At 65.3% G+C, this 21,245-nt stretch carries 19 protein-coding genes; 14 read left to right on the forward strand and 5 right to left on the reverse strand.

Annotation, left to right across the window (positions count from 1 at the left end; translation table 11 throughout):
• Positions 1-42 precede the first annotated feature (42 nt).
• Positions 43-1,569, forward strand: a complete 1,527-nt coding sequence (locus tag ACIPK7_RS15425; protein WP_401088666.1) for an MDR family MFS transporter — start codon at positions 43-45, stop codon at positions 1,567-1,569.
• Between the two features lie 17 nt (positions 1,570-1,586).
• Here ACIPK7_RS15425 and ACIPK7_RS15430 read toward each other — a convergent pair whose 3' ends face one another.
• Positions 1,587-2,012: a hypothetical protein gene (locus tag ACIPK7_RS15430; protein WP_401088668.1), complete on the reverse strand. Its 426-nt coding sequence runs from the start codon at positions 2,010-2,012 to the stop codon at positions 1,587-1,589.
• 391 nt (positions 2,013-2,403) lie between these two features.
• Here ACIPK7_RS15430 and ACIPK7_RS15435 point away from each other — a divergent pair, with 391 nt between their 5' ends.
• Positions 2,404-3,330 carry a cation diffusion facilitator family transporter gene (locus ACIPK7_RS15435; RefSeq protein ID WP_401088669.1) on the forward strand — a complete coding sequence of 309 codons (927 nt, stop codon included), beginning with the start codon at positions 2,404-2,406 and terminating at the stop codon, positions 3,328-3,330.
• A gap of 31 nt (positions 3,331-3,361) precedes the next feature.
• Here ACIPK7_RS15435 and ACIPK7_RS15440 read toward each other — a convergent pair whose 3' ends face one another.
• Positions 3,362-4,402, reverse strand: coding sequence for an AraC family transcriptional regulator ligand-binding domain-containing protein (locus ACIPK7_RS15440; protein WP_192432732.1), 1,041 nt, complete (start codon positions 4,400-4,402; stop codon positions 3,362-3,364).
• Positions 4,403-4,446: 44 nt separating this feature from the next.
• On the reverse strand, positions 4,447-5,385 hold the full coding sequence (locus ACIPK7_RS15445; RefSeq protein WP_192432731.1) for a LysR family transcriptional regulator: 939 nt from the start codon (positions 5,383-5,385) through the stop codon (positions 4,447-4,449).
• 96 nt (positions 5,386-5,481) lie between these two features.
• Here ACIPK7_RS15445 and ACIPK7_RS15450 point away from each other — a divergent pair, with 96 nt between their 5' ends.
• The 5 genes from ACIPK7_RS15450 (at position 5,482) to ACIPK7_RS15470 (ending at position 12,566) form a co-directional block, all read left to right on the forward strand.
• On the forward strand, positions 5,482-6,327 hold the full coding sequence (locus tag ACIPK7_RS15450) for an AraC family transcriptional regulator ligand-binding domain-containing protein (RefSeq protein WP_401088672.1): 846 nt from the start codon (positions 5,482-5,484) through the stop codon (positions 6,325-6,327).
• A gap of 83 nt (positions 6,328-6,410) precedes the next feature.
• Positions 6,411-8,240, forward strand: a complete 1,830-nt coding sequence (locus tag ACIPK7_RS15455) for a DUF1302 domain-containing protein (RefSeq protein ID WP_401088674.1) — start codon at positions 6,411-6,413, stop codon at positions 8,238-8,240.
• A 10-nt stretch (positions 8,241-8,250) separates the two neighbouring features.
• Complete coding sequence (locus tag ACIPK7_RS15460; RefSeq protein WP_401088676.1) at positions 8,251-9,588, forward strand: DUF1329 domain-containing protein; 1,338 nt, start codon at positions 8,251-8,253, stop codon at positions 9,586-9,588.
• 224 nt (positions 9,589-9,812) lie between these two features.
• Complete coding sequence (locus ACIPK7_RS15465; RefSeq protein ID WP_401088678.1) at positions 9,813-11,156, forward strand: DUF1254 domain-containing protein; 1,344 nt, start codon at positions 9,813-9,815, stop codon at positions 11,154-11,156.
• A gap of 3 nt (positions 11,157-11,159) precedes the next feature.
• A complete protein-coding gene (locus tag ACIPK7_RS15470) occupies positions 11,160-12,566 on the forward strand; it encodes a DUF1254 domain-containing protein (protein WP_401088680.1) in 1,407 nt (468 codons plus the stop codon).
• A 72-nt stretch (positions 12,567-12,638) separates the two neighbouring features.
• Here ACIPK7_RS15470 and ACIPK7_RS15475 read toward each other — a convergent pair whose 3' ends face one another.
• Together ACIPK7_RS15475 and ACIPK7_RS15480 are read right to left on the reverse strand one after the other, a co-directional pair.
• Positions 12,639-13,925, reverse strand: a complete 1,287-nt coding sequence (locus tag ACIPK7_RS15475; protein WP_401088682.1) for a glycosyltransferase — start codon at positions 13,923-13,925, stop codon at positions 12,639-12,641.
• An 86-nt stretch (positions 13,926-14,011) separates the two neighbouring features.
• Complete coding sequence (locus ACIPK7_RS15480) at positions 14,012-14,944, reverse strand: FCD domain-containing protein (RefSeq protein WP_401088684.1); 933 nt, start codon at positions 14,942-14,944, stop codon at positions 14,012-14,014.
• A gap of 202 nt (positions 14,945-15,146) precedes the next feature.
• On the opposite strand from ACIPK7_RS15480, the gene ACIPK7_RS15485 reads away from it, so the two are divergent.
• The 7 genes from ACIPK7_RS15485 to ACIPK7_RS15515 all read left to right on the forward strand — a co-directional run bounded on the left by ACIPK7_RS15485 (position 15,147) and on the right by ACIPK7_RS15515 (position 21,241).
• On the forward strand, positions 15,147-16,196 hold the full coding sequence (locus tag ACIPK7_RS15485) for a spermidine/putrescine ABC transporter substrate-binding protein (protein WP_401088686.1): 1,050 nt from the start codon (positions 15,147-15,149) through the stop codon (positions 16,194-16,196).
• 172 nt (positions 16,197-16,368) lie between these two features.
• Entirely contained in the window at positions 16,369-17,241 is an 873-nt protein-coding gene (locus ACIPK7_RS15490) for an ABC transporter permease (RefSeq protein WP_401088688.1), read from the forward strand.
• Complete coding sequence (locus ACIPK7_RS15495; RefSeq protein ID WP_401088690.1) at positions 17,234-18,049, forward strand: ABC transporter permease; 816 nt, start codon at positions 17,234-17,236, stop codon at positions 18,047-18,049. Before ACIPK7_RS15490 ends, ACIPK7_RS15495 begins: the two co-directional genes overlap by 8 nt.
• On the forward strand, positions 18,042-19,121 hold the full coding sequence (locus tag ACIPK7_RS15500; protein WP_401088692.1) for an ABC transporter ATP-binding protein: 1,080 nt from the start codon (positions 18,042-18,044) through the stop codon (positions 19,119-19,121). Before ACIPK7_RS15495 ends, ACIPK7_RS15500 begins: the two co-directional genes overlap by 8 nt.
• Before the next feature lie 32 nt (positions 19,122-19,153).
• Positions 19,154-20,458 carry a nucleotide disphospho-sugar-binding domain-containing protein gene (locus tag ACIPK7_RS15505; RefSeq protein ID WP_401088694.1) on the forward strand — a complete coding sequence of 435 codons (1,305 nt, stop codon included), beginning with the start codon at positions 19,154-19,156 and terminating at the stop codon, positions 20,456-20,458.
• Positions 20,451-20,831: a cupin domain-containing protein gene (locus tag ACIPK7_RS15510; protein WP_401088696.1), complete on the forward strand. Its 381-nt coding sequence runs from the start codon at positions 20,451-20,453 to the stop codon at positions 20,829-20,831. Before ACIPK7_RS15505 ends, ACIPK7_RS15510 begins: the two co-directional genes overlap by 8 nt.
• Before the next feature lie 65 nt (positions 20,832-20,896).
• Entirely contained in the window at positions 20,897-21,241 is a 345-nt protein-coding gene (locus tag ACIPK7_RS15515; RefSeq protein ID WP_081518261.1) for a cupin domain-containing protein, read from the forward strand.
• Positions 21,242-21,245 lie beyond the last annotated feature (4 nt).

A 21,245-nucleotide genomic window follows, 5' to 3' on the forward strand; every position in this document is an offset into this window, starting at 1 on the left:
GCATTCCCGCGCAACGACGTTCCCTCTTTTCAGGTCTGCTCCATGCAACCGGCTTCCGATCAAACCCTGGCCAGCCACGCGAGTCCGGCAACCGACGCCGGGGCTGTACGCCCCTCCATTCCCCTGTTGCTGGCAGCGCTGCTGCTGGTGATGTTCCTCGCGGCGCTGGACCAGACCATCGTCTCCACCGCCTTGCCGACCATCGTCGGTGAGTTGGGTGGCCTGCACCTGCTGTCCTGGGTGGTGACCGCCTACCTGCTGGCGTCCACCGTCGTAGTGCCGTTGTATGGCAAGTTCGGCGACCTGTACGGGCGCAAGCTGGTGCTGCAGACCGCCATCGTTCTGTTCCTGGTGGGGTCGGCGCTCTGCGGGCTGGCGCAGAACATGACGCAGTTGATTCTCCTGCGCGCGCTTCAGGGCCTGGGCGGGGGAGGCCTGATGGTGGTGGCGATGGCGGCCATCGGCGATGTCATCCCTCCGGCCGAACGCGGTCGCTACCAGGGGCTGTTCGGCGGTGTGTTCGGCCTCGCCACCGTGGTTGGCCCTCTGGTAGGCGGCTTTCTGGTCGAGCAACTGTCCTGGCGCTGGATCTTCTACATCAACCTGCCGCTGGGACTGCTCGCCCTGCTGGTGATCGGCAGCGCGTTCCGCCCTCATGTGGCGCGGGTCAAGCACGTCATCGACTACTTCGGGGCCTTCTTCCTGACCCTGGCGCTGGCCTCGCTGGTGCTGATCACCAGCCTGGGCGGCAGCACCCTGAAATGGACCTCGATCGACATCATGGTCCTGGCGCTCTTCGCCGTCGTCGGGTTGATCGGTTTCGTCCACGAGCAGCGCATCGCCGCCGAACCGATCATGCCGCTGCACCTGTTCCGCCACCGCACCTTCGTGCTGGCTGGGCTGATCGGCTTCACCGTCGGTGTTTCGCTGTTCGGCTCGGTGACTTTCCTGCCGCTGTACATGCAGGTGGTCAAGGACGCCACGCCGACCAGCGCGGGCCTGCAGATGCTGCCGCTGATGGGCGCGATGCTGGTGGTCTCGGCGGTCACCGGCCGGCTGATCAGCCGCTGGGGGCGCTACCGGGTCTTCCCGATCCTCGGCACCCTGCTGCAGGTGATCGCCCTGGCGCTGCTCAGCCGTCTCGACCTGCAGTCGTCGATGCTGCAGATGAATCTCTACATGGCTCTGCTGGGCGCGGGGCTGGGCATGGTCATGCAGGTGCTGATCCTGGCGGTGCAGAACAGCGTCGAGTTCCGTCACATGGGGGTGGCCACCTCGGGCGCCACCTTGTTCCGCTCCATCGGCGGCTCCATCGGCGTCTCGGTATTCGGTGCGCTGTTCTCGCACGAACTGATGAGCCGGCTCGCCAGCAACTTCCCGGCTGGCGTCGGCTCCCCGGCCAACCTGTCGCCGGCCGATGTGCATGCCTTGCCGGTGGCCCTGCAGCAGGCCTACCTGGAGGCGTTCTCCGGGTCGATGCACTGGGTGTTCCTGGTGGCGTGCCTGGTCAGCGCGGTGGCCTTCGCGCTGTCGTGGTTGCTGCAGGAGGTGCCGCTGCGCAAGGCCTGACCAGGTCGCGCTGCTGGCTACTGGTCAGAAGTACGGCGGAGGGCGGCGCTCCGCCGCCGCAGGTAGAAGACGGCCAGTGCGTAGGAGCCTACGGCGGGCACCCCAAAGGTCAGCACGGTGCGCCAGACACGGTTCAGCGCCGGGAGGAATCCCACCCCCTGGCTCTCCATGGTGTAGGGGACCAGGCCGAGACTGCCGCAAGTGACGAATCCGGCGGCGATGCTGACCATGTACAGCAGAAGGACCAGCACCTGACCACCCAAGCCCTTTGCCGCGTGGTTCACCAGGAGGAGGGCATAGGCGACGGATACCAGGATCAGGCTCAGTAGTGCTGCCATCAGCGGCAGGTGCCTGGGGTGGTCCCCGAGGAGCAGGTTGATCGCGCCCAGCAGCGCGCTGATGACCGTCACTGCAAGCATGACCACGAGATTCACGGTACGCATGACACTTCCTTGTGCGGCGATTCCTAGTGCGGCGATGCTTGGTACGGAGACCGATACTTGAAACGAACCGTGAGGCCGTTCGTGGCGGGCAGTGCTGCGGTTCTTCGAGCAACCCTCGCTGGCGCTTGCCGATGAATCAGGACAGCGGACAGTTCTGCGCAGCTTATGCAGTCATTGGCCGCCTGGGCATTGGCCGAGCCGCCGGGAACTCTGCCCGCCAAGGCCCAACCTCACCGCCGGCGTCCTTGCGAAAGTGCATGGCGACTTTGCCCGGACGCCAATAGCCTTGGTGCCGGCGCTGGCATATAGTCGCGCCCCCAGCGAAGCCGCCAGCACCCATCGGGCCTGCCTCCGCTACGCAACCACTCAAGGCGCGAGGAGCACGCCAGTCATGAAAACAGAACAGGGCATCCTGCGGCTTTCCATCATCGTCACCGTCCTGCTGGCCGGTTTCGGGATCATCGTCGGCCTGCTTTCGGGATCCTTCTCCATCGTCTTCGACGGTGTCTATTCCCTGGCCGATGCCAGCATGAGCGGCCTGGCGCTGATGGTGGCCACCCTGATCCGCCGCCATACCACCGAGGGGGATGCCAGCCGGCGCCTGGCCGAGCGCTTCAACATGGGCTTCTGGCATCTGGAACCCATGGTGCTGGCGCTCAACGGCACACTGCTGTCAGGCGTCACGCTTTACGCGCTGATCAACGCCATTGGCCGGCTGCTCACGGGCGGCCATGCGCTGGAGTTCGGCTTCGCCATCCTCTATGCGTCGGTTGCCACGCTGGTCTGTTTCTCCCTGGCGGCGGTGCAGTTCCGCGCCAACAAGCGCATCGCCTCGGACTTCGTCGCCCTGGACGCGAAGTCCTGGGTGATGTCCGGCAGCATTTCCCTGGCCTTGCTGATCGCCTTCCTGGTGGGTGACGTGGCCACCGTGAGCGGCTACGCGCACATCGGCCCCTATGTCGACCCGGCGGTGCTGGCGCTGATCTGCCTGGTGATCCTGCCGATTCCCTTCCTGACCATCCGCCAGGCCTTCAAGGACATCCTGCTGGTCACCCCGCCGGAGCTCAAGGAGCACGTCGACGAGGTGGCCGCGGCCACCGTCTCGCAGCACGGCTTCGTGGCGTACCAGGCCTATGTCGCCAAGGTCGGACGGGCGCAGCAGATCGAGCTGTACTTCATCGTCCCGCCGAGTTGGCCGGCACAGACCCTCGCCGAGTGGGACAAGCTGCGCGACGAGATCGGCGAGGCCATCGGCGGCGAAGGCCCCAATCGCTGGCTGACCATCGCCTTTACCACCGATCCGCTCTGGACCCGCTGAGCGCTTTACACCACGCCGATCATGGCCGCGCTCATCCTTCGCGCAAGCGCGCCTCGCGCCAGGCTCCCGGGCTGCTGTCGTACCAGCGGCCGAAGGCCCGGGAGAAGCTCTGCAGGTCACTGTAGCCGAGCAGGTCGGTGATCTGCGCGAGTGACAGCGTCGCATCATCCAGCAGATCCAGCGCCCTGTAGCGGCGCTGCTCATCAAGCAGCTCGCTGTAGCGCCAGCCGTGGCTGAGCAGTCGTCGTGCGGCGGTGCGCTCAGTCAGGTGGCGCGTCCTGCAGAAGGACTGGAAACTCGCACCCTCTGTCAGGGTGCTGGCGATATGATCGGCGGCTTCGTCCAGCAGGGTTCTCTGGGTCTGCCCGCGCGCCTGCTCGACGATGCCGACCAGGGTGGCCTCCAGTTCGGAGTTCCAAGGAGACAGCGGGTGGCGGAATAGCGCGGGCTGCAGTTGCAGCACAATCTCCGAGGCATCGCTGCGCCAATGCAGGGGCGCGCGCAGTGTCTGCTCATAGAGCTCTGCGTTTGCTGGTGCGTGGCCGGGCAACTGGATGCTGAGCAGCGGGTCCTGGGCGAGGCCGCTAGCCAGCAGCTTGCGCCGCAGCAAGCTGCAGATGCCGACCAAGGTGTAGTCGCGGCTCTGCCGGCCGGACAGCAGCGCGCCGCACTCGGAGAGCACCAGGGCGATGTGGTCACCCTCCGTGCGCAGTTCGATGTGCAGCGATCCGTTGAAGTAGGGGAAGTAACGGGCGAAGTAGGTGCAGGCCGCTTCCAGGGTTGGTGCCACATCGAACAGGTAGGTCAGCCCGTTGGTCAGGGTCGACACGAAGCGCTTGCCCGCCAGCAGGCCGATGGCAACATCGCCGCTGGCTCGCTCGGCCAGGTCCCAGAAGCGTCGGGAGAGGAACAGTGGCACGCGCACCAGCGGCGTGCGCAGCTCCAGCAGCGTGCGGCGCATGCAGGCCTCCAACTCCACGGCGGAAACACCGCGTGCGAGCAACTCCTCCACGGCCGGCAGTAGCGTCGGCGCGTAGAAGGCGTTGGAGGAATGGGCGGAATCTGGGCTCATGGCGTGAGATGACTCGACGAACCGGTGGGGACGGGCGGACGACCTTACGCATTGCGCTTGGTAACGACAAGCCCGCGCGGCAGGCGCTCGTCCGCCGCGAAGATTGCCTCGACCATCGCCTGCGCAGCCGGTGAAAGACTGAAGCCGGCGCGGCTGACGATGCCGTAGTGCAGGCGCAGTTCGGGGCGGTCCTGCGGAATGTCGGTGATCTTCAGCAGAGCCACCTCGCCACGCTGCACTGGGTCGTGCAGCGCCTCCACCGCCGCCAGGCCGACCGCGTCGGAGCGTGCGACGATGTGTAGGATCGCCGCGAACTGCGCGCACTCGATGTTCATGTGGAAGTCGCGCTCGCCGATCACCTCGGCCAGCACCTTGCGCAGCGGCGGCGGAATTCGAGTGCCGACGCGCGGGTAGTCGAGCAGGTCGGCCAGCTTCAATTTTGCCTCGTCTGCCAGCGGATGGCCGGAGCGGCAGAAGAAGCGGCCGGGGCGGAACTCCATCCAGCGCACTTGATACGCAGGATCGTCGGCGAACTCGCGGGCATCGCCGACAAAGAATTCGACCTGTTCCTCCCTGAGCAACTGCGCCATCTGTTCCCAGTCGCCCATCAGAAAGCCGACATTGATTGCGGGGTGTGCGCGGATGAAGTCGGCCATCGCCTCGGGCACGAGCAGTTGCGCCGGATAAGGGCCGCAGCCGAAGCGCAGCTCGCCGGCGTCGAGGCCGTTGTACTGCTGCAGTTCGTTGCGTAGCGAACGGGTGCCGGCGAGCAGGCGCCGCGCGTGCTGTAGCACCAGCTCGCCCTGGCCGGTCAGGCGGAAGTCGCGGCTCTGGCGGTCCACCAGCAAGCAGTCCAGGTCGCGCTCAAGGGATTGGATGCTGCGACTTAGCGCCGACTGGCTGAGGCCGATGGCGTCGGCGGCGCGCTGGTAGTTCTGGAAATCGGCGAGGGCGGACAGGTGGCGGAGCTGTCTGAGTTCCATTATGCATCCTGCGCATAAAAGCGTTGAGTCGAATGAATTTGATGGATAGCAGACTCAGCTGGTCTAGTAAAGCGCCTGCCGTACCGGAGCCGCCTCATGTCGCCTTTGCTGTTCGCCTCCAGCGCCTTCGCCAGCACTATCCTCCTGCATGCCGCCCGCCTGGGATTGTGCGCGGCAGAGCTGCGCCTTCGGGCAGGGATCGCCGAGGCGCAGTTGGCGGATCATCGCGCACGCATCCCGGCAGATCAGGTGGAGCGCCTGTGGATCGAGTGCGAGCGCGCCAGCGGCAATCCGCAGTTCGGTTGCGAACTGCTCAACAGCATGGCCACCCATTGCCTGCAGGGGCTGAACATCCTGCTGGATTCAGCCCCGGACCTGGGCACCAGCCTCGCCGCCTTCTGCCAGTACCTGCCGACGGTGACCAACTGCGTGCAGGCGCGCCTGGAAGAGGAGGGCGAGGTCACCCGCCTGGTCTTGGAGCTGGTGCGCGACGACCTGCACCACTTCGGTCTGGATGCCGCCGTGCTGACCCTGATCCGCAACATTGCCCGCCGTGTCGGACTACCGGCGGCGCAGGCGTGCCGGGAAGCTGGCATCGCAGCGCAACAGCGCTGCGCCTCGACGCTCGGCGAATGGGGCGTGCCCTGCCGAGTGGCGCCTTCGCCATTCCTGCTTCTACCCACGGAGCTGCTGGCGACTCCGCTGACGGGCGCCAACGAATTCCTCTACCAGAGCCTGCGTCGCCAATGGGGCAATGCGAGGGAATCCGGGGAGGGCGACGGCCTGAGCCTGGCGCGTATCTGGCTGCGCTCATCCGACCAGCCCATCGAGCGGATCGCCGAGCGCATCGGCTACCGGCAGAGCGGCAACTTCATCCGCGCCTTCCGCAAGCGCTTCGGTGTCACGCCCAAGCAGTTCCGCCTCGGCCAGAGCCCTGCATGATCGGAATTTGTCGGCCCCGGCTTGTGGTCGTCGCGCCCGCGCCCCTCATGGTTGGCCGGCGGTACCCCCATCCGGAGCCCATAATGACAAGAATCCATCCGGCCCCTGTCTCCCGCGCATTCGCGGGGCAGCGCCAGCACTGCATTGCCAAACCTCTATTGCTTGCCCTGGCGGTCAGTAGCGCCTTTAGCGCACAGGCCACTACCTTCGAACTGAACGACGACTGGAACCTGTCCACCAAGACCACCCTGAGCCTGGGGGCTAGCTGGTCGGCGCAGGACCCAAATCGCCACCTGATGACCCACGCCAACGCGATCCAGGCCCAGCAAATCGGCAATGCCGACGGCACCAGCGTGAGCGCCGACGACAACCGCCTGAACTTCAAGAAGGGCGACCCCATCTCGCAGATGTTCAAGGGCCTCACCGACTTCAGCCTGGAGGGCGACGGCCAGGGCGCCTTCGTCCGCTTCAAGTACTGGTACGACCACGCCTACGAGACCGGCGACGGCCGCTTCAAGGACTTCGACGACAGCGGCTGGCCGACCCTGGCGCGCTACCACGGCTTCGATACCCTCGACGCCTATGTGTGGAAGGACTTCGACATTGACGAGCACCCGCTGAACCTCAAGCTCGGCAAGCAGGTGCTGTCCTGGGGCGAATCGATCCTGATCCAGAACGGCATCAACGTGATCAACCCGCTGGACTACAGCGCCTTCAACAAGCCCGGCGTGGACATCAAGGAAGGCCAGCTGCCGGTGGAGATGCTCTCGTTCAATCTCGGACTGAGCGACAGAGTCAACCTGGAAGGCTTCTACCAGTACAACTGGCGGCCCAGCGTACTCGACGGCTGCGGCACCTTCTTCGCCACCAGCGACGCCATCCAGCCCGGCTGCGGCCCGCTGTACCTGAGCCAGGTGCAAACCGACACACAGATGCAGGCCAGCGGCCTGTACGCTTACCACGGTGACGACCGGGACCCGTCCGACCAGGGCCAGTGGGGCGTCGCCCTGCGTACCCTGATCAGCTCGCTGAATGATGCCGAGGCGGCCTTTTACTACGTGAACTACCACGCGCGCCTGCCCTACCTGGAGCTTACGGCGCGGGATGTCAGCAAGCCCGGCAACTTCCCTCTCGGCCGCGTGCAGGGGCCGGTGTACGCCGCCGCCTTCCCGGAGAACATCCACCTCTACGGCCTGAGCATCAACGGCGCGCTGCCCGGCTGGGGCACCTCGCTGGCAGCCGAACTGAGCTACCGGCCGAACATGCCGGTGGCGCTCAATGGCCCGGACATGAACGTGGCCATGATCACCGGCCCTGGTGGCAGTTCGTCGATCACCGACGTACCGGCCAATGCCTCCACCACCGGCCGGACCCTGGATGGCTGGGAGCGCAAGCCGGTATGGCAGATGACCGCCTCGGCCACCCAGATCGTCGACAACGTGCTCGGCGCTACGCGCCTGACGCTGCTCGGCGAGGCTGGGGTGGTGCACGTCGGTGATGTCGGTGACGAGCGCCTGGGGCGCAACGCAGCCTTCGGCCGCAGCGCGCCGCTCAATGGCAGCAAGTGCAATACCGTGGCCAGCGGCGTGACCAACCGATACTGCACCGACGATGGCTTCGCCACGCCCTGGTCCTGGGGCTACCGCCTGCGCGCCGGCCTGGAATACAGCGACGTGCTGCCGGGGGTGAACATGTTGCCCAGCCTGAACTTCCGTCATGACGTCGAGGGCTACTCCTACGATCCGGGCGGCCCGTTCCAGGAAGGGCAGATGGCTGCCGGTCTGTCGCTGGCCTTCAACTACCTGAACGATTACAGCCTGGAGTTCGGCTACAACAGCTTCTTCGGCTCCAACAAGTACAGCACGCTCGACGACCGCGACTTCTACAGCGTCAGCGCCAAGGTCGACTTCTGAGGAACCGCCCATGCACCTTTCGAAAATTTCCGCCCTGGCGTTGGCCATGGGTCTGGCGTTCTGCGCCCATGCCTCCACTCCCGCCGATCTTGGCAACAGCCTGACCCCGGTCGGGGCCGAGAAGGCAGGCAATGCCGACGGCAGCATTCCCGCCTGGGCTGGTGGGCTGAAGCCAGACGCCGGGCAGGTCGACGCAAAGGGCGGCTATGCCAATCCCTATGCCGCCGAGCAACCGCTGTTCACTATCACCCCAGCCAACGCTGGGCAGTACAGCCAGTGGCTCAGCCCTGGCGAGCAGGCGATGCTCAAGCGCTATCCGGCGACCTACAAGATCAACGTCTACCCCAGCCATCGCAGTGCGCGGCTGCCCGACGAGATCAACGCCGCGACCCGCGACAACGCCGTCAACGCCAGACTCGCCGATGGCGGCAACGGCGTGCTGAACTACCAGCGTGGCGTACCCTTCCCGTTGCCCAAGGAGGGCGTCGAAGCGATCTGGAACCACATCACCCGCTACCGCGGTGGCAGCATCGAGCGCACCTTCAGTTCGGCCAACGTAAAGGAGAATGGCGTCTACAGCCTGGTCCGCTCGCAGACCGACATGAACTACGCCGAGACCGTCGACGACCTACCGCAGGGCGCTAACGTGCTGTACCTGTTCAAGACCCGCGTGCTGGAGCCCGCGCGACTCTCAGGCGAGGCGGTGCTGAGCCACGAGCCGATGGATCAGGTCGCCGAACCTCGCGCCGCCTGGCAGTACATCCCCGGTCAGCGCCGGGTTCGTCGCGCCCCGCTTATCGCCTACGACAACAGCGCGCGCTACAGCGATGGAATGGTTACCGCCGACAGCCTCGACGGCTTCAACGGCGCGCCTGATCGCTACGACTGGAAGCTGCTGGGCAAGCAGGAACTGTTCGTACCTTACAACAGCTTCCGCCTATACGACCGCTCGGTGAAATACGCGGACATCCTCAAGACCGGCCATCTGAACCCCGACCTCGCGCGCTTCGAGAAGCACCGCGTCTGGGTTGTCGAGGCGACCCTCAAGCCGGGGGCGCGCCACGTCTACAGCAAGCGCCGCTACTACCTCGACGAAGACAGCTGGAACATCCTCCTCGGCGAGCTCTACGACAGCCGTGGCGAGCTGTGGCGCAACTATCAGTCCCACGCCATGCCGTACTACGACAAACAGTTCACCTTCGAGGCCCTGGCTGCCGCCTATGACCTGATCAGCGGACGCTACTTCGTCAACGGCCTGATGAACGAGGAGAACAGCGGCCTGAAGACCGGCCAGCACGCGAAGATGAGCGACTACACTCCGTCCGATCTGCGCCGCTGGGCGAAGTAACGTTGTGTTCCTTTCCCCGGCCGGGCGTGGCCGGGGTTCTTGCGCCATCCCGGCAATCTGGGGATGGCGTCGTTGTTCCCGCAGCGCTCTACCGAAGGGGCGCCATGATCGCTTTTTGTCCGCTGGTGCTGGCCGCCGCCTGCCGGGGATGCCGCACTCTGGCCCGACACCCGCCGTCGGTGCCGCATGGCCGGGCGGTCCAACAAGAAGAATGAGGAACCCCCATGCGTCATTGGCTGCCCGTACTCGCCATCCTGCCCCTGTTCGCCGGCCATGCGTGGGCTGCCGCGCCCACCGCGCAGCAGGCCCGCGACCTGGCCGAGCAGGCCTACCTGTTCAGCTTCGCCACCGCCGAGCACGGCAAGATCCTGCAGGCCATCGCCGCCAAGCTGCCGGTCAACTACCTGTACAACCGCACGACGTTGCTCGGCCCGGAAGACCGAACCGTGGTCTCGCCGAACAATGACACGCTGTATTCCTACGCGCTGCTCGACCTGCGCGAACACCCTGTGATCCTCGAGGTGCCGGCGGTGCCGCAGCGTTACTACAGCTTCCAGCTGATCGACATGCGCACCAACAACCTCGACTACATCGGCACCCGCGCCACCGGCCGGGAGGCCGGCAGCTTCCTGATCGCAGGTCCCGATTGGGATGGCCGACAACCCGAAGGCTTCGGTGGCAAGGTGATCCGTTCGCCCAGCCGCGTCGTCTTCCTGCTCGGCCGCACGGCCGTGGATGGCGAGGCCGATCTCGACGCGGCCAAGGCCGTGATGGACGGCTACAAGTTGCGTAGCACCCGACAGACGCTGCTGCCGCACAAGATGGATGTGCCCGAGTACCTGCCGACCAAGGAAGGCCCGGCGGAAAACGCCTTCATCGACTTCAACGGGCTGTCCGCCTGGCACGCCTGGAGCGCCGACGAGCAACAGCGCCTGGCACAGTTCGCACAGATCGGCGTTGGAACCGGGAAGCCATTCGATGCGAAGCAACTGCCGAAAGATATCGCCCAGGCAGTGCAGCAAGGGGCTGAGGCCGGGCGCGAAAAGGTTCGCACCGCCAGCGAGAGCTTCGCCGCGCCGGTCAATGGCTGGCAGAGCTCTCCTACGAACATCGGGCACTACGGCAATGACGATCTGACGCGGGCGGCGGTCGCCTGGAAATACATCTACGCCAACGACCCGGCGGAGGCGATTTACCCGCTCACCAGCGTCGACGCTGCCGGCCAGGCACTCGATGGCAGCCGTGCCTACACGCTGCACTTCGCCCCTGGGCAGTTGCCTCCGGTCGATGCGTTCTGGTCCGTCACGCTATACGACGGCAAGACCCAGATGCTCTCGGCGAACCCGCTCAACCGCTACACGCTCAACAGCGAAGGCGGACTGAAGATGGATGCCGATGGCGGCCTGACTCTGAGCATCCAGAATGCTCAGCCAGCTAGCACCGACAACTGGTTGCCGGCGCCAAAAGGGCCGTTCAACCTGATCCTGCGCATGTACCTGCCGCAGGAAAAGGCACTCAAGGGCGACTACCAGGCGCCGGCCCTGCAGCCCGTCAACCGCCAGGAGTAAGCCATGAACCCGATTCTGACCCGCCGCCGTTTCCTCGGTGCCAGCGGAGCGCTCGGCTTCGGCCTGGGCTGCGTGCCGAGCTGGCTTCTGGCCGCTCCCGTCGAGCTGGAAAGTGACCCCGCCGTGCTCCAGGACATCATTCGCCAGGCGTGGATCTACGCCTACCCGATGCTGATGCACTATCAGACGATGCAGAAGCAAGCGCTGAACCCGGCATCGCCCGAGTACGTCGGCGGCTTCGGCGTGTTCCGTCACTACAGCGAACTCTTCACGCCGAAGAACCGCGACATTGTCACGCCGAACAACGATACGCCTTACTCCTGGGCCTGGCTTGACCTGCGCGCCGAACCCTGGGTGCTCAGCGTGCCCGACGTGGCAGAAGATCGTTACTACGTGCACCAGTTGGTGGACCAGTACACCTTCAACTTCGGCTATGTCGGGGTCCTCAGCACCGGCCGCGAAGCGGGCGACTACCTGATCGCCGGGCCAGACTGGAAAGGCGCTACACCGCCCGGAATCCGTCAGGTGCTGCGCAGCGAGACGCAGATCGCCATGATCCTGGGGCGTACCGGCCTGCACAATAGTGACGACCTTCCGGCGGTACGCGAACTCCAGCAGCAATACCGTCTGAGGCCGCTGCATGGCTTTGTCGGTGGCTCGGCGCCAGCTGTCGCACCGGCGGAGCAATGGCTGCCCTGGGAGCTGCCGCGTGATCTTGGTGCGGGATTCATTCCGCACCTGAACCAGATCCTCGCTTTCTGCCCAGTGGACCCCAGCGAGGTCGAATTGCGCCAGCGTTTCGCTCGCGCAGGCATTGGTGCGGGGCTGGCGTTCAACCCTGTCGCGCTGAGCCCCGCCCAGCGCCAGGCATTGGCCGCCGGTATCCAGCAGGGTGTCGAGGAATTGAAGGCCAAGGTCGCAACGCTGCGCTCATCGGCTGGACTGTTCGGTACCCGCGCGGTGATGCACAACGACTACCTGAGCCGCGCGGTAGCGGCCGCCAGCGGCATCTATGGCAACAGCGTGGAGGAGGCGATCTACCTGGGCAGCCGCCAGGACAGCACGCAGCAGCCGCTGCAGGGCGGGCAGCGCTATCGACTGCATTTCGCTCCGGGGCAGTTGCCGCCAGCCAGGGAATTCTGGTCGTTGACGCTCTACGATCTGCCCGACCGCCAACTGGTCGACAACCCGATCCAGCGCTATTGCCTGAGTAGCCGCGATCCCTTGGTGCGCGACGCTGACGGCGGGGTAACGCTGTACATCCAGGCTGACTCGCCCGGTGAGAACCATCAGCTGAACTGGCTGCCGTCGACCCGGCAGGGGCCGTTCAACCTGATCCTGCGCATCTACGGGCCGGAGCAGTCGGTGGTAGCCGGGCAGTGGACCCTGCCGGGAATCGAGCGGGTCTGACCTTGGAGTGTGCCTCGCCCCAAGGGGCGAGGCTAGCGGGTGAAGCGTCCTGGAGCGGTTCCCGTGGCGGGCTCAGTCCGCGCAGATGCCGAGGATCGCCAGCGCCGCCGCCTCGGTGCCGCGCGACGCCTGCATCTGTTCGCGCACGGCGTTCAGGCGTTTCTCCATGGCCGTGTCCGCGAGCAGTTCGGCGAGGGCTGTGGGCAGCGCCGCCAGCGGGTTCTCGAAGCGCGGCAGGTAGCGCGCCACACCCACTTCATCAGCGCGCCGGGCGTTGTCGTGGCCGTCCCAGCAGTAGGGGATGATCACCGACGGCAGTCCGAAATACAGCGCCTCGCAGAAGCTGTTGTTGCCGCCGTGGTGGATGAACAGCTGGCACTCGCGCAGCACCGCCGGTTGCGGATACCAGCTGTCGAGGTAGACGTTGTCCGGCACCGTGTCGTAGTGCTCGCGGTAGGCGCCAACGTTGATCAGGAAGCGATAGGGCAACTGCGCAACGGCGTCGATCAGCCGGCGCATCATCGCCACGTCGGCCGCGCCGAGGCTACCGAAACTCACGTAGATCAGCGGTGCGTCGTCATGCCGGGGAAACTGCGGTGGGATGTACGGCGCTTCGCTGCGCACGCAGCCGTCGAGGTACAGGTAGCGCTCGGCCGGCAGCGGCTTCTTGCGCTCGTAGCGCACCGGCGTCGGCGACAACAGCAGGTTGAGCCAGGGCGAGTCCTCGAGGAACTGGCCGGCGGGCAGGGCGGGGTGGCCGCACTCGGCGAGAAAACGGGCGAAGCGCTCGTGTGCCGGTTTCGTGGCCTGCAGATAGTGCTCGCGGTAGATGGCGCAGGCCTGCTCATCGCTGCTGCTGGCGCCGGACAGATAGGGCGGCACGGCGTTGTCGGGCAGCTCGGTTTCCGCGCAGGAGACCATGCGCACCCAGGGGCAGCCGGCCGCGGCGATGGCCGGGAAGCTGACGACGTTGTCCAGTACGATGGCGTCCGGCTTGAGCCGGGCGAGCAGTTGCTGCAGCGGCTTTTCCGATTCGATGGCGGTGTCGATGATGGCTTCCCAGGCCGGCGCCACGTAGCTGTCGATCTGCGCCAGGGGCGGCTGGTCGAAGTAGGGCACATTGCGCTCGATGAAGCGCTCCCAGTAGTGCTGGTGGTCGGCCGCGGAGAGCGGCGAGTCCAACTGCAGCGGGTACTCGGCGAACCCGTACTCGGCGAAGATGCCCTGGAAGTGCGCATGGCAGATGAACACCGGGCGGGCGCCGAGATCGCGCAGGGCCTGGGCGATGCCGATGCAGTTCAGCGCGGCGCCGAAACTGGCCTCGGGGAAGAAGGCGATGGTTCTGGTTCTTTGCGTCATGGGCACATCCGGGTGTTGCTCACGGGCACTGCGTGAAAGTGATACTGCATTTTTTCGTTAAAAAAAACACCGTGAGTGAAAAATACTTAGCGGCGTGCGCTGGCGAATGACTGCGGAATCCCGCGGTTGGCGGTCTGCGGGCGCTGCGCGAAGGACAGCCGCAGGTGCAGGCGCATCAGGTCGGCGGCGACCTCCAGCTGGCCGCGCTCGATCTGTTCGATGATCCGCAGATGCTCGCGCAGGGCTTCCTGCAGGCGGTGCACGCTGACCATCGGCAGCAGGTTTGGCAAGCGGCGCAGGCGCTGGTGCTGCAGCAAAGCGTCGCCGACGAAGCGGTTGCCGCAGCCTTGGGCGATCAATTCGTGGAAGCCGATGTCCAGCTCGCGGAACTGCGCCACGTCGAAGCGTTCGATGGGCGCACTGAGCAAGTCTTCCATGGCGCCGCGCAGCAGGGCGAGGCGCGCCAGGTCAGGGTCGAAACCGGGCGCCAGCAGCGCTTCCGGCTCCAGGATCAGGCGGTAGCGCAGGCTGTCTTCCAGCGCCGCGAGGTTGTTCAGCAGCGGGCGAAAGGACCAGCTCTGCCCGGCACCGCGCTCCAGCACCTGGTCTTCGCTGAGCTGCGCCAAAACCTTCTGCGCGGCGGCGCGGCTGATGTCGTAGCGGCGCATCAGCTCGCTGGCGCTGAGGCTGTTGCCCAGCCGCCCGGCCATGCGGTCGCGCAGTACCGAGGCGGCCAGCGCCTGTTCCTCGGCCTGGGGCAGGGCGGGGCCGAGTACCTGGGCGGAAGGGTCGGCGCTAAGGCGATAGCCCTTGCCCGGCTCGTGGGCCACCAGTTGCTGTTCCAGCAGCAGGTCCAGCCCCGCGCGGATTAGCGTGCGTGACACGCCGAAAGTGCGTGCCAGTTGCTGCTCGGACAGCCCGTCGCCATCTCCCAGCCCTGTGTCCTGGGCGTGCTCGATGATCCGCCGGGCCAGTTCCAGGTGGTTGGTACGTGGTCGTTTTTCGGTGTCCTTGCTCAAGCGGCGTATCTCCAGCAGGCCCGTAGTAAAGGGGCGATCCCTTATGCCACAGCGTGGGTGGTCCAACAAGAATGTGGGAAATGGTTGTAGGAAATTGTTGACTTCGCCAGCGGTTCGGTTTTTATTTTGAAAAAAAGACATGTAGTACGCTTTTCGTTCCGCTGCCGTCGACACAACAACAACCAATCGTCAGGTGCGCAAGATGAAGCTGAAGACCATGCTCTACGCAGGGGCAACCCTCGCGCTCACGCTGTCCGCCACCACGGCCAGCGCCAAGGATCTGGTGATCTCCATCTGGGACGGCTACATGGCCCCGGACAACCTGGAGAAGTTCCAGAAAGCCACTGGCCTCGAAGCCGACAAATCTCTCCACGCCACCAACGAAGAAATCATGGGCAAGCTCATGGCTTCCGGCGGTGAAGGCTATGACGTGGTGTTCGTTTCCTCGCCCTTTGCCGAGATCCTGCACAAGCAGGGCCTGCTCGCCGAGATCGATCCGGCCAAGGTGCCGAACCTGAAGAATCTCTACCCCGAAGCGCAGAAGCTCGAGTACGACGTCGGCAACCACTTCTCCGTGCCTTACACCTGGGGCACCACCGGCATCTGCTACCGCTCGGACAAGGTCAGCCCGGCGCCTTCGAGCTGGAGCGACCTGCTCAAGCCCTCCGACGCCCTCAAGGGCAAGACCACCATGCTCGCCACCGACCGCTGGCTGCTGGGCGCCGGCTTCCTCGCCAACGGCTGGTCGGTTAACGACGGCAACCCGGACCAGATCAACGCGGTGCGCGACCAGCTGATCGCCACCAAGAAGCGTTTGCTGTCCTTCGACGACACCACCTTCTACTCCAAGCTGGCCTCCGGCGAGGCGCTGATGGCCCATGCCTGGGACGGCTGGTGCAACTACGGCACCCAGGCCAACGAGTCGATCAAGTTCGTCGTGCCCAAGGAAGGTTCCGACCTCTGGGTGGACACTATGGTCGTGCTGAAAAGCTCGAAGAACCCCGACGCCGCCTACCGCTTCATCAACTACATGCTGGAGCCGGAAAACCACGCCTGGGTGGCCGAGAACATCCTCTACAAGGTGCCCAACCAGGCGGCGATGGCGACGCTCAAGCCGGACCTGTTGGCCAAGTACCCGAACCTCACCACCACGCCGGCAGAGCTGGTCAAGCAGCAGCAGTTGCGTGACGTCGGCGGCTCCACGCAGAAGGCCTACACCCGCGCCGTGACCGAAATCATGGCTGCGCAGTAGGGCCGGCTGCGCGTCGGCGATGCTGCGTTGAGAACACGCGCGGGCTTGCTTATTTACATCCGCGCCCACGCTTGTTCTCGCCTTGCCTCGCTCTAGCTCGCTCGCCCCACAAGTTCACTGCATTCAATAACCCTGAAGCACCCCGCCTGGCGTGGGGTTGGGGGAACTACGCATGACCGCTTTGTCCGCCGACCGGAAACTCTCGGCCTGGCTACTCGCGCCCGGCCTTGGCTGGCTGGCCCTGTTCCTGCTGCTGCCGTGCCTGCTGGTGCTGGTCTACAGCTTCCTCGAGCGGGGTGCCTATGGCGGCATCGACTACGTGTTCACCTGGGAAAACTACCGCCGCGCGGTGGACCCGCTGTACCTCGACATCCTCCTGCGCTCGGCGAAGATCGCCGGCCTGGCCACGCTGTTCGCGGTGCTCATCGGCTACCCGGCGGCCTATGCGATCAGCCGCAGCACGCCGCGCCGGCAGGCGGTATTCCTGTTCCTGGTGATGCTGCCGTTCTGGAGCAACTACCTGATCCGCACCTACGCCTGGATCGTGCTGCTCAACCGCGAAGGCCTGCTCAACCGGCTGTTCAACCTGCTGGGCTATAGCGGCGAACCGATCAGCCTGCTGTACACCGACGCCACCGTGGTGCTCGGGCTGGTCTACAACTACATCCCCTTCGTCATCCTCGCCATCTACAGCTCGCTGTCGCGCATCGACAACGAACTCTGGGAAGCCTCGCGGGACCTCGGCGCCTCCGGCTGGACCACCTTCCGCCGGGTGATCCTGCCGCTGTCGGTGCCGGGTGTGGCCGCCGGCGCGGTGTTCGTTTTCGTGCTGTCCATCGGCAACTTCATCACCGCCGACCTGCTGGGCGGCAAGCAGGTACAGATGGTCGGCAACCTGATCTATGCGCAGTTCCTCACGGCGCGCGACTGGCCGTTCGGCGCGGCGCTGAGCTTCTTCCTGATCGGCATCATGATGCTGCTGCTGTTCATCCAGGCCATGGTCTCGCGCCGGGCCCAGGGCGCGGAGGGCGAACGCCATGCGTAGCTCCAGTAACGTCTCCGGCATCGCCCTCGGCGCGCACCTGTGGCTGGTGTACGCCTTCCTCTATGTGCCGATCCTGGTGCTGATCCTGCTGTCGTTCAATGCCAGCGGCCTGCCCACCGCCTGGGGCGGCGCGTCGCTGAAGTGGTACGCCAAGCTGCTGGCCAACGCCTCGATCCAGCACGCGGCGCTGAACACCCTGATTGTCGCGCTGACCTCCACCTTCATCGCCTGCGTGCTCGGTACGCTGCTCGCGCTTGGCGTGGAGATGCGCGCCCGCAACAATCCCGGCAAGAAGGGGGCGAACCTCGCCGACACCCTGCTGATGGCGCCGATGATCATCCCCGACATCGTCCTGGCCATCGCGCTGCTGAGCTTCTTCAACCTGCTGAAGATGAGCCTGGGGCTGCACTCGATCATCCTCAGCCACGTGGTGTTCAACATCGCCTTCGTCTGCGCGGTGGTGCGCACGCGGCTCAAGCACTTCGACTACTCGATCCTCGAAGCCTCCATCGACCTGGGTGCCGGCTGGTTCACCACCGCGCGCCGCGTGCTGCTGCCGGCGATCTTCCCCGGCGTGATGGCCGGCGGCCTGCTGGCATTCACCCTGTCGGTGGACGAATTCATCATCGCCTTCTTCAACTCCGGTTCCGGCAGCGCGTCCACCACGCTGCCGATGCAAATCTACTCGATGATCCGCTTCGGCGTGACCCCGGAAATCAACGCCCTCGCCACCCTGGTGATGCTGGTCAGCTTCACCGCGCTGTTCGCCTCCCAACGTCTGAACAAGGTGCCCAAAGCCCATGACTAAGTCATCCGACCTGCTCGTGCTGGAGCAGGTGAGCAAATCCTACGGCGAGGGCCTGACGGCGGTGGACCAGGTGTCGCTGAGCATCCGCGAGAACGAGTTCTTCGCGCTGCTCGGCCCTTCTGGCTGCGGCAAGACCACCCTGATGCGCATGATCGCCGGCTTCGAGACGCCCAGCTCCGGCGCGATCTATCTCAACGGCCAGGACATCTCGCCGCTGCCGCCAAACAAGCGCCCGCTGAACCTGATGTTCCAGTCCTATGCGCTGTTTCCCAACATGACCGTGCGCGGCAACATCGCCTACGGTCTGGAGATGGAGAAGCTGCCGGCCGCTGAAATCCGCCAGCGCGTCGATGCGGTGCTGGACACCGCCCAGCTCGGCCCGCTGGCCAACCGCCGGCCGGACCAGCTCTCCGGCGGCCAGCGCCAGCGCGTCGCCCTGGCCCGCGCGCTGGTCAAGCGCCCGCGCGTGCTGCTGCTGGACGAACCCCTCGGCGCGCTGGACAAGAAGCTGCGCGAAAAGATGCAGCTGGAGCTCAAGCGCCTGCAGCACGAGAGCGGCATCACTTTCATCATGGTCACCCACGACCAGGAAGAAGCCCTGGTCATGTCCGACCGCATGGCCGTGCTGCGTGACGGCAAGGTCTGCCAGTGCGGCAGCCCCAGTGAGCTGTACGAGAATCCGGGCAGCCGCTTCGTTGCCGACTTCATCGGCGTCAGCAACCTCATCGAAGGTCGCCGGGTGGGCACCAATCGCCTGCAGGCCGGCGACCAGGTGCTGAACATCGAGACCACCGCCGAGTCCAGCCCGGAGAGCGTGACCCTGGCGCTGCGCCCGGAGCGTTTACGGGTTCTCACCGACGCCACGCCGGCCACCGACAACCAGATTCACGGCGAGGTGGCCGAAGTGGCCTACCACGGCCTGGACACCAACCTGCACGTGAACACGGCGCTCTCCAGCAAGCCGCTGATCGTCCGCGTGCCGTCCTCGGACTACGACTTCTTGCGCCTTGCCGCCGGCATGCCGGTGCGCCTGGGCTGGGATGCGCGGCATGGCCGCGTGCTGACTCACTGATCGCCTAAGAACAAGACTGACTGGAGAGCACCATGAGTAGTGAACGCAAGGTCATCGCATTCTTCCCCGAGGCCGCCTACGGCCCGGCCCTCAACTCGGTAGGGATCGCCCAGGCCTGCGAGGCGCTGGGGCACAAGGCGGTGTTCCTCACCGATCCGGGGATGACCGGGGTGTACTCGGCCTACGGCTTCGAGGAGCACTACGTGAACATGTCCGAGCCGATGCCGGCCGAGGAGATGGCGCGCTACTGGACCGACTTCATCAACGGCCACATCCCCAACTTCCGCAAGGCGCCGATCGACCAGCTCGACAACTACGTGAAGGAATGCTGGGAGGCCATCGTCTCCACCTCCAAGTGGGCGCAGAAGGAGCTGCCGGCGATCCTCGACCGGATCAAACCGGACCTGATCTGCGTCGACAACGTGATCCTCTTCCCGGCCATCAAGCACTACGGCAAGCCCTGGGTGCGGATCATCTCCTGCTCGGAAAACGAAGTGCACGACCCGGACATCCCACCGTACCTGTCGGGCATGAGCGTCGACGACAAGGACGGCCACGCGCGCTTCCAGAAGCGCTTCGAGGAAGTGATCGCGCCGATCCACGCCGACTTCAACGACTTCCTCGCCGAGTGTGGCGAGCGGCCGTATCCGTTGGGCACCTTCTTCGAAGAGTCGCCCTACATGAACCTGCTGCTCTATCCGGACCCGGTGAAGTTCCAGCGCCGCCATCCGCTGCCGGCACGGCAGTTCCATTATCTGCAAGGCTGCGTACGCACCGACAAGCCCTACGAAATCCCGCGTTTCAAGGCGCACAACGACAAGCCACTGTTGTACGTGAGCTTCGGCAGCCTGGGCTCGGGCGACGTCGAGCTGCTCAAGCGCCTGGTCGCCACCATCGGCAAGCTGCCGTACCGCGCGCTGTTCAACGTCGGCGAGCACGTGGAGAAGTACACCGACCTGCCGGACAACGTGATCGTCTCCAACTGGTACCCACAGCCCTCGGTGATCGCCCAGGTCGACGGGGTGATCCACCACGGCGGCAACAACAGCTTCACCGAGTGCCTGTTCTTCGGTAAACCGGCCATCGTCATGCCCTACGTCTGGGACGGCCACGACAACGCCATGCGCGCCCAGGAAAGCGGCCACGGCCTGCGCATGGACCGCTACGACTGGAGCGAGGAAGACTTGGCGCGCAACATCGCCCAACTGCTGGGCGATGAGCTGATGAAGGAGCGCCTGGCCCGCACCAGCGACTACATGCGCTCGCGCAAGGGCCCGGAAGACGCCGCGCGCATCCTCGACCAGTTGGTGCAGGGCAAGGCGGTGAACCATGCCTGAGTTCAAGGCCGCTTCCTTTAATGGAGAGAGCACTGCGCCACACATCCTCGGCGCCCGCGACTACGACGACCTGGTGGACTGGGGTGTGCAATCTGACGCGCTGGAGGGCGTCTCGCACTCCAGTGGGCGTCTGCTGTTCAAAGGCCCGAACAACAGCCCGGAAACCGGCCTGTGGGTCTGCACCCCCGGCCGCTGGCGGCTGTCGATCCCGCGCGATGAGCTCTGCCACTTCGTTGCAGGCCGCGCCACCTACCGCTCCGACGAGGGCGAGGTGATCGAGATCGAACCCGATACCCTGGTGCTGTTCCCGGCCGGCTGGACCGGCGAATGCACCGTGCACAGCACCCTGCGAAACCTCTACATGCTGGCCTGATTTCCGAACCCACCGGCTACGCCTTACCCGGCCGTCCGTGCGGACGGCCATCGAAGGAGATGTACATGAAGACCCCCGTTATCTACCGCCCGCTGCAGGTCACCGAACTCAAGGACTGGGGCGTGATCCCGACCATGCTAGAGGGCGAATCCCATGTCAGCGGCGTGGTCCTGCACAAGGGGCCTGAAGGCCAGTCCGAATGCGGCATCTGGCATTGCACGCCGGGCAAGTGGTTTTGCCACGTAACCAGCGACGAGTTCTGCCACTTCCTTGAGGGCCGTTGCACCTACGTGCACGAGTCCGGTGAGGTGATCGAGATCGAGCCGGACACCGCGGCCTTCTTCCCCAAGGACTGGAAGGGCGTGTGCACCGTGCACGAGACCATCAAGAAGGTCTACATGATCCGGTGATGCC

Origin of the sequence: Pseudomonas sp. NPDC086581 (genome assembly GCF_044746165.1) — a bacterium.
Classification (GTDB): domain Bacteria; phylum Pseudomonadota; class Gammaproteobacteria; order Pseudomonadales; family Pseudomonadaceae; genus Pseudomonas.

Excerpts from the sequence above, each read along its gene's own strand:
- ACIPK7_RS15495 (WP_401088690.1), top strand. The coding sequence starts at position 17,234 with ATGCGTAGCTCCAGTAACGTCTCCGGCATCGCCCTCGGCGCGCACCTG.
- ACIPK7_RS15435 (WP_401088669.1), top strand. The coding sequence starts at position 2,404 with ATGAAAACAGAACAGGGCATCCTGCGGCTTTCCATCATCGTCACCGTC.
- ACIPK7_RS15450 (WP_401088672.1), top strand. The coding sequence starts at position 5,482 with ATGTCGCCTTTGCTGTTCGCCTCCAGCGCCTTCGCCAGCACTATCCTC.
- ACIPK7_RS15430 (WP_401088668.1), bottom strand. The coding sequence starts at position 2,012 with ATGCGTACCGTGAATCTCGTGGTCATGCTTGCAGTGACGGTCATCAGC.
- ACIPK7_RS15470 (WP_401088680.1), top strand. The coding sequence starts at position 11,160 with ATGAACCCGATTCTGACCCGCCGCCGTTTCCTCGGTGCCAGCGGAGCG.
- ACIPK7_RS15490 (WP_401088688.1), top strand. The coding sequence starts at position 16,369 with ATGACCGCTTTGTCCGCCGACCGGAAACTCTCGGCCTGGCTACTCGCG.
- ACIPK7_RS15500 (WP_401088692.1), top strand. The coding sequence starts at position 18,042 with ATGACTAAGTCATCCGACCTGCTCGTGCTGGAGCAGGTGAGCAAATCC.
- ACIPK7_RS15455 (WP_401088674.1), top strand. The coding sequence starts at position 6,411 with ATGACAAGAATCCATCCGGCCCCTGTCTCCCGCGCATTCGCGGGGCAG.
- ACIPK7_RS15425 (WP_401088666.1), top strand. The coding sequence starts at position 43 with ATGCAACCGGCTTCCGATCAAACCCTGGCCAGCCACGCGAGTCCGGCA.
- ACIPK7_RS15445 (WP_192432731.1), bottom strand. The coding sequence starts at position 5,385 with ATGGAACTCAGACAGCTCCGCCACCTGTCCGCCCTCGCCGATTTCCAG.
- ACIPK7_RS15505 (WP_401088694.1), top strand. The coding sequence starts at position 19,154 with ATGAGTAGTGAACGCAAGGTCATCGCATTCTTCCCCGAGGCCGCCTAC.
- ACIPK7_RS15515 (WP_081518261.1), top strand. The coding sequence starts at position 20,897 with ATGAAGACCCCCGTTATCTACCGCCCGCTGCAGGTCACCGAACTCAAG.
- ACIPK7_RS15440 (WP_192432732.1), bottom strand. The coding sequence starts at position 4,402 with ATGAGCCCAGATTCCGCCCATTCCTCCAACGCCTTCTACGCGCCGACG.
- ACIPK7_RS15485 (WP_401088686.1), top strand. The coding sequence starts at position 15,147 with ATGAAGCTGAAGACCATGCTCTACGCAGGGGCAACCCTCGCGCTCACG.
- ACIPK7_RS15465 (WP_401088678.1), top strand. The coding sequence starts at position 9,813 with ATGCGTCATTGGCTGCCCGTACTCGCCATCCTGCCCCTGTTCGCCGGC.
- ACIPK7_RS15510 (WP_401088696.1), top strand. The coding sequence starts at position 20,451 with ATGCCTGAGTTCAAGGCCGCTTCCTTTAATGGAGAGAGCACTGCGCCA.
- ACIPK7_RS15460 (WP_401088676.1), top strand. The coding sequence starts at position 8,251 with ATGCACCTTTCGAAAATTTCCGCCCTGGCGTTGGCCATGGGTCTGGCG.
- ACIPK7_RS15475 (WP_401088682.1), bottom strand. The coding sequence starts at position 13,925 with ATGACGCAAAGAACCAGAACCATCGCCTTCTTCCCCGAGGCCAGTTTC.